The 5,322-nt window shown below is 71.2% G+C and carries 9 protein-coding genes; 4 read left to right on the forward strand and 5 right to left on the reverse strand.

Annotated elements, in window-relative coordinates; all coding sequences use genetic code 11:
• Nucleotides 1-1,365 (forward strand): trypsin-like serine peptidase (locus tag C1I98_RS34500; protein ID WP_233508429.1); only part of this gene is annotated, 1,365 nt, incomplete at its 5' end.
• Entirely contained in the window at nucleotides 1,362-1,901 is a 540-nt protein-coding gene (locus C1I98_RS34505; protein WP_111171520.1) for a hypothetical protein, read from the forward strand. The genes C1I98_RS34500 and C1I98_RS34505, both read left to right, overlap by 4 nt.
• Here the strand turns inward: C1I98_RS34505 and C1I98_RS34510 are convergent.
• Entirely contained in the window at nucleotides 1,874-2,374 is a 501-nt protein-coding gene (locus C1I98_RS34510) for a universal stress protein (RefSeq protein WP_111171521.1), read from the reverse strand. The two genes, C1I98_RS34505 and C1I98_RS34510, sit on opposite strands and share 28 nt — an antisense overlap.
• Nucleotides 2,375-2,436: 62 nt before the next feature.
• Nucleotides 2,437-2,574: a hypothetical protein gene (locus C1I98_RS42070; RefSeq protein ID WP_158558300.1), complete on the reverse strand. Its 138-nt coding sequence runs from the start codon at nucleotides 2,572-2,574 to the stop codon at nucleotides 2,437-2,439.
• Between the two features lie 284 nt (nucleotides 2,575-2,858).
• Here C1I98_RS42070 and C1I98_RS34515 point away from each other — a divergent pair, with 284 nt between their 5' ends.
• Together C1I98_RS34515 and C1I98_RS34520 are read left to right on the forward strand one after the other, a co-directional pair.
• On the forward strand, nucleotides 2,859-3,272 hold the full coding sequence (locus C1I98_RS34515; protein WP_233508431.1) for an alpha/beta fold hydrolase: 414 nt from the start codon (nucleotides 2,859-2,861) through the stop codon (nucleotides 3,270-3,272).
• Nucleotides 3,196-3,705: a TetR/AcrR family transcriptional regulator gene (locus C1I98_RS34520; protein ID WP_199537443.1), complete on the forward strand. Its 510-nt coding sequence runs from the start codon at nucleotides 3,196-3,198 to the stop codon at nucleotides 3,703-3,705. The genes C1I98_RS34515 and C1I98_RS34520 overlap by 77 nt, the downstream gene beginning before the upstream one ends.
• Nucleotides 3,706-3,856: 151 nt before the next feature.
• On the opposite strand, the gene C1I98_RS34525 is transcribed toward C1I98_RS34520, so the two are convergent.
• The 3 genes from C1I98_RS34525 to C1I98_RS42075 form a co-directional block, all read right to left on the reverse strand.
• Nucleotides 3,857-4,600 (reverse strand): DUF2306 domain-containing protein, encoded by a 744-nt coding sequence (locus C1I98_RS34525; RefSeq protein ID WP_111171522.1) that lies wholly within the window; start codon nucleotides 4,598-4,600, stop codon nucleotides 3,857-3,859.
• Nucleotides 4,601-4,614: 14 nt separating this feature from the next.
• The gene (locus tag C1I98_RS45910) at nucleotides 4,615-5,004 is read right to left on the reverse strand and encodes a TetR/AcrR family transcriptional regulator (RefSeq protein ID WP_111171523.1); all 390 of its coding nucleotides are present in this window, start codon (nucleotides 5,002-5,004) and stop codon (nucleotides 4,615-4,617) included.
• 94 nt (nucleotides 5,005-5,098) lie between these two features.
• Nucleotides 5,099-5,322, reverse strand: a 224-nt coding sequence (locus C1I98_RS42075; protein WP_199537445.1) for a WHG domain-containing protein, incomplete at its 5' end; no start/stop codon positions are given.

Below are 5,322 nucleotides of genomic sequence, written 5' to 3' on the forward strand. Positions count from 1 at the left end.
CCCCCCAGCCGTCACGCGCACGACCTGCGCACCGGCGGCCCGCCCCGTGGAGGTCCCCCCACCATGAGACATCGACGACGATTCCTCACGGCGCTGCTGTCGGCGCTCTTCCTGGCCGCCGCGCCGCCCCTGATGCCGCAGGCGTCCGCAGCCACCCAAGCGGTCCCGCAGGAGAATCCGGCCGATCCGGTCGGCGAGGCCCGCGACGGCGACATCGCCCTGCGCTACGGCGCCGCCGGTCGTACCTGGAGCACGCGGATCCACGAGCGGGGCGCGAGCTATGTGAAGGTGCACTTCGCGGCGTTACGGCTGCTGCCGGGCGACCGTGTCACGGTGAGCGACCCGGCGCGGCGCGAGGTGCACACCTACTACGGCGACCCCACGCGCGGCGCCAACGCCGGCGGCTCGGACCACACCGAGCACGGCCGGCGCGGGTTCGCCGCGCTGTCGATCGACGGTGACACCGCGGTGATCACCTTGCACGCGCGCCTCCAGCGGCCCGGCGCGGCCCGGCTCGCCCGGCTGGGGTACGGGGCGCGGATCGACCGGTACTGGCGCGGCTTCACCGCCGCGGAGCAGGCCGAGCGGTCACGAACGCTGTCGGTGTGCGGTATCGACGCCCGCCGCGACGTGGTCTGCTACCGCGACAGCCACCCGGTCGAGTTCGCCCGCAGCCAGGCCGTCGGCCAGCAGCTCCTCAACGGGCTCGGCTCCTGCACGGTATGGCGGGTCGGCAACACCAACCGGCTGCTGACCAACCATCACTGCATGGAAAGTGAGGCGGACCTGCGGGCCAGCGAGTTCGTCTTCGGCCGCCAGTGCGCGACCTGCGGGGGTTCCGACACGCAGACCGGCACCAAGGTGGGCCCGGGGCAGTTCATCAAGACCAGCGCGCTCAACGCGCTGGACTACACGCTGTTCAGCGTGAGCGATCCGGCCGCCATCCAGCAGTACGGGACGCTGTACCTCGAAGCGCGCGAGCCGGTGGCCGGTGAGCGCATCTACATCCCCGGCCACGGTGACATCAAGCCCAAGCGGCTGTCGCTGTACGAGGACACCCAGGGCGGGGCCACCTGCAAGATCGACGTGGCCTCGTCGGGGGTCAACACCGGCTACCGGTGCGACACCTCGGGCGGCAATTCCGGTTCGCCGGTGCTCGCCGCCTCCAGCCACAAGGTGATCGCGCTGCACCACCTCGGCGGCTGCCCGAACTGGGGGACCCGGATCACGCTGGTCTACAACGAGATCGCCGCGCTGATCGACAACACCCCGCCACCGGCGGCGACGACTACTCGGTCGCGGTCAGCCCGCAGGAAGGGAGCGCCCAGCCCGGTGGTTCGGTCACCGCCCAGGTCGCCACCGTGACCGGCGGTGGCAAGGTGGAGAACCTCGCGCTGAGCACGAGCGAGCTGCCCGAAGGGGTGACCGCGGCCTTCGATCCTCCGGTGATCCCGTCCGGCACGGCGTCCACCATGACGATCATCACCTCCGCCCGGACACCGGCCGGCACCTATCCGATCACCATCAACGCGGCCGGCCCCACCGTCACCCGCACCACCGGCTACACCCTCAACGTGGGCACGGTCTCGGGTTGCCAGGGTTTCGAGACCACCAAGACCGGGTCGCTGACGGCCTCGCAGACGCAGTACCAGCCGGACGGCCGCTACTTCCAGACGACGGTCTCGGGCACGCACCGCGCCTGCCTGGACGGGCCGGACTCAGCCGACTTCGACCTGTACCTGGAGAAGTGGAACGGCTCGGCGTGGAGCGCGGTGGCCCAGTCCACCGCCTCGGAAGCGGATGAGAGCCTGGCCTACACGGGCGGGGCCGGCTACTACCGCTACCGGCTGCACTCCTACAGCGGTGGCGGCGCCTACTCCCTGGGGTACGACGCGCCCTGACCGCCGCTCCGCGGCCGGTCCGGGGGCCCGCTGGTGCCTGGGCCGGCCACGGGGACCAGCAGCACCGGCCGGTCGGCGTGCTGGGTGAGGTGCCTGGCGACCGAGCCGGTCAGCAGGTGCGCGCCCAGCTCGTGCCGGGCGGCCCCGATGACGATCATCAGGGCGTCGTGCCGGGCCGCCAGGTCCAGCAGCCGCGGGGCGGGTTCGCCGTGTTCGACCTGGAACGTCCAGGGCAGCGGGTGGCCGGTGAGCAGTTCGGCGGCCTGGGCGCGTTCGGCGGCGACGGCCTGCCCGGCGGCCGCCTCCCAGTCGGCGGCATCAGGGTCGAGCGGGTAGTCGTCCAGATCCAGGACGTGCGCCACCAGCAGGCGGGCGGGCAGCCGCAGGGCCAGGGACGCGGCCGTCTCCAGGGCGGTCCGGGCGGCCGGGTGCCGGTCGAACCCGACCACCAGCCACTGGTCGCAATAAGTCATCCGGCACGCTCCCGATCGTCGAGGCAGGCGGACGCCGGCCGGTTTCGGCGCCCGGTCACCTCCTACCCGATTCGCAGCATGTCGGCCGGAGTGGGCAGGAAAGGGCAGGTCTCGTCCTTGCTCAGCACGATCTTCCGCGCCCGGCCCAGCAGGTCCAGGCCCGCCGTCTCCAGCTTCAGGCCCAGCTCATCGGGGACCACCTGACCACCGGTCAGCGACGATCAGGGCCCCTCGGTGAGTCCGGCTCCAGCCCGGAGGTGTTGCTCTCCTCGACGGTCTGCCCGCCGTCCCGCAGGAGCGCGCGAAAGGCGGTCACTCTCTGTAGTGTCTGAAGGATGCGGATGAGCGACAAGCCCGGCCATCGCAGCCTGGACATCGGCGGGATCGAAATCTTCACCGGGAGGCCGGCACGGCGGACAAGCCCTGCCTGCTGCTGCACGGCTTCCCGAGTTGTTCGCACACCTTCCGGCACGTCCTGGCGCCGCTGGCCGAGGTGAGCCGGGTCATCGCCCCCGACTTGCCGGGCTTCGGGTTCTCCGCCGTGCCGGGCGTCGATTCCTACGACTACACCTTCGCCGGCCTGGCCGACACCGTCGAGGCGTTCCTGGACCGGATCGGGGTGCGGAAGTTCTTCGTCTACCTGCACGACTTCGGCGCCCCGGTCGGCTATCACCTGGCCACCCGGCATCCGGAGCGCATCCTCGGGCTCATCGTGCAAAACGGCAACGCCCACGAGGAGGGACTTGGCGCCCCGTGGAACAGCGCGCGGGCCTTCTGGGCCGACCCCTCGCCGGGAGGTCGCGGACCGGGCGGGCGTGGCCGTGCAGACCATCTATTTCGTCTTCGGCAACAAGCGCACGTTGCTCAAGGACGTCGTGGACACCTCCATCGCCGGTGACACCGAGCCGGTCGCCACCATGGACCGCGAGTGGTTCCGCGCCGCGTGCGCCGCCCCCACCGCGGCCGAGCAGTTGCGCGCGCACGTCCGCGGTACCTGCGAGGTCCTCGGCCGGGTCGCGCCGATCATGCCGCTGATCGCGGCCGCGGCGGCCACCGACCCCGAGATCGCCGCGCAGTGGCCCGGCGGCCAGGACCCGCGCCACACCGTCCAGCACGCCGCGGCCCGGTCCCTGACCGGCAAGCCCGGTGCCCGCCCGGAGGTCACCGCCGTCAAGGCGGCCGACCTGCTGTTCGGCCTGCTCAGCCCCGAGCTCTACCTGATCTTCGTCCGCGACCGGGGCTGGTCACCCGAGACATGGGAGGACTGGGCGTACACCACCTTGCACACCCGGCTCTGCACCGATCCCGCGCCGGAGGTCACACGCGACTGATCAGTACCTCCGAACGTGTGCCGTTGCGGCCGCTGTACGACCCGGCGGTGCGGCCGCACAAGATCCAGGCCGAGGCGAGCGCCGGCTGCTGCTGATCGGAAACCGCCTGCCGCACCGGCGTGTGTGACAGGTGGTTCGCCGGGCGCGCGGGTCAGCCCTTCTTCCCGGCGTGGGTCGGCACGGCGTCCTCTTCGGTGTTCTGCGCGGCGGGGGCGGAGTCGCGGCGCTGCCGGCGGCGGGCCAGCGGCATCAGGGTGCGGTGGATGATGAAGTACTCGGCCACGACCACGTTGATCAGGATGGAGGCCCACACGCTGGTGGTGTAGACGTCCTCGAAGGCCAGGTCGGCGACCGACGCGCGCACCGCCATGCCGATGATCAGGTAGATCCGCAGCGTCACGGCGGCGAAGGTCAGGGCGTAGTTGCGGATCATCCAGATCCGGTGCAGTTGCACCTCGCCGCGGCGGATGGCCTGGTACGCCTTGCCCACCGTATACAGCCACGCGGCCGTGAGCAGGTAGAACGCGACCTGGGAGGGGAAACCGTCCAGCGAGTAGGTGGCGGCCACGATCGCCGCGATGGAGCCGGCCACGATCGAGATCATGTAGATCCGGCCGAGGACGCGGTGCACCTTGGGGTTGCTGACGCGCAACCGCGTCATGAACTGCAACGGGCCGATGATCAGGACCAGGCCGCCCGGTACGGCGTGCACCACCAGGGACAGGTAGTGCAGGGCCACGTCCGGGCGGAGCGGCAGCGCGCTGTCGGCGGGGTCGCCGGTCAGGTACGGCGGCACCGCGTAGGCGGCGATGCCGACCGCGAGCACGGCCATCAGGCCCCACAAGGCCCACCACCAGCGGCGACGGGCGGTCCGGGAAATCAAGGTCGTGGTCATTTCGGTCCCTTATGCTAGTGAGTGATCACTATCATTAGTGAAAAAAAGATCAGAAGGCCGGTGCGGACGCGGCGACTCCATCGCCGAGGCCAGGATGTGCAGGGCCCCGGCGGCGGCGCATGAGCAGCGGCTCGCGCCGCGCGATCGGCACCGCCCAGATGTCCTCCACGGCCGGCATCTCCCGCTCGATCTTCTCGAACACCCCGGGTGAGCACGGCCAGGAACAGCTTCTTCTTGGTGGGGAACAGCCGGAACAGGTTGGCGTGGGACAGGCCGGCCCGGCGGGCGATGGCGATCGTCGAGCCGCCACGCAGGCCCTTGCGGGAGAACTCCACGAGGGCGGCCTCGATGACCTCCTCGCGCCGCTGCCGAGCGCCCACCCGCGGGCGCCGTTTCGCCGTCACGTAAGATAGTAAACAGTCACTATCACTGTCGGGTCAAGCCGCCCTTGCCTCGGCGCGCACGGCCCCGGGTGCGCCTTCGCCGTATGGTTGCGGCTCACCTGTGCACGTCACGGGTCAGGCTCGCGATGAGGGTGTCCAGCGTCTGGCCGGCGAGGCGGTCGGTCTCCTGGCGGGGCAGTCCTTGGAGCGGGCCGTGGACGCACAGTTCGGCCATGCCGTGGACGACCGCCCAGCACGACCACACCGCATCGCCGCCGCGGCCGGGGGCGAGTGCCCCGGCCCGCGCCATCTCGTCCAGAATGCCCAGGAGGATGAGGC

This window comes from Spongiactinospora gelatinilytica, assembly GCF_003236385.1.
Lineage (GTDB): Bacteria > Actinomycetota > Actinomycetes > Streptosporangiales > Streptosporangiaceae > Spongiactinospora > Spongiactinospora gelatinilytica.